We start from the raw sequence: 852 nt of genomic DNA, 5'->3' as shown, positions 1-852 counted from the left end.
CCGGAAGCTGCACTTGGTGGTTTCTTGTTTGATGATTGGTTTAGGGGTCATCAATTTCGTACATTTTTAATACAATATTGAAATATTTAGCTTAAAATTGTACTTTCTTTGTATGGTTTTAGGCTATTTTTTTACAAAAAATGAGAGATATGGTTTAATAAGTTATGTATTATTAATCATATTTCATTTAAGGGAGGAAACAAAAATGTTAAAAGAATTCCGCGATTTTATTGCTAAAGGCAATGTTTTAGACTTGGCTATTGGGGTTGTAATGGCGACTGCTTTTACTGCTATTGTTAACTCGTTAGTAAGTGATATCATCATGCCGTTTGTTGGATTGATCTTAGGGTCAACTGACTTTACTTCTATCACAGTTCAATTAGGTTCTGCTGTATTGACTGTAGGTAACTTTATCCAAGCGGTGATCACATTCTTAATTATCGCATTGGTATTATTCTTCGTCATGAAAGCTGTAGCATCATTGAAGAGCCAATTCGAGAAAGAAGAAGATGGTGTTGAAGAAGACGACGAGGTAGCACTTGTTGATAGCCAAGAATTACTATTAACAGAAATCCGTGACTTATTAAAAGAACAAAATAAATAGTTAAGGTGTGAGCTTTGGCGTTTAGGCAGGTAGCACTGGAAGGAATATGCCGTAGCAAGTTTACTTGCTGCAAATATTCCTGAAGTGAACACCTGACTGCCAAAGCGAGTCCGATTTTAGGATGCGTGATCCTCGAACTCGACTATGAGGTGTGGGCCCGATTTAGGCTCCGTCCTTTAATCTACCTTCATCTATTTTGAACAAAGTAAAAGACCTAGCTGAGTATGTAAGCATACTCAGCTAGGTCT

The 852-nt window shown here is 36.9% G+C and carries 1 protein-coding gene; it reads left to right on the top strand.

Going from position 1 to position 852, the window contains the following annotated elements:
* Nucleotides 1–205 precede the first annotated feature (205 nt).
* The gene (gene mscL, locus ACRCJ0_RS16420; protein ID WP_431391232.1) at nucleotides 206–604 is read left to right on the top strand and encodes a large conductance mechanosensitive channel protein MscL; all 399 of its coding nucleotides are present in this window, start codon (nucleotides 206–208) and stop codon (nucleotides 602–604) included.
* Nucleotides 605–852 lie beyond the last annotated feature (248 nt).

It is taken from the genome of Aerococcus sp. L_32 (assembly GCF_050689315.1).
Note: the sequence above shows the minus strand (reverse complement) of the source record. Positions and strands in the feature narration are given on the sequence as shown.

Bases quoted from the DNA above. Each gene is read 5' to 3' on its own strand.
- mscL (WP_431391232.1), top strand. From the start codon at position 206: ATGTTAAAAGAATTCCGCGATTTTATTGCTAAAGGCAATGTTTTAGAC.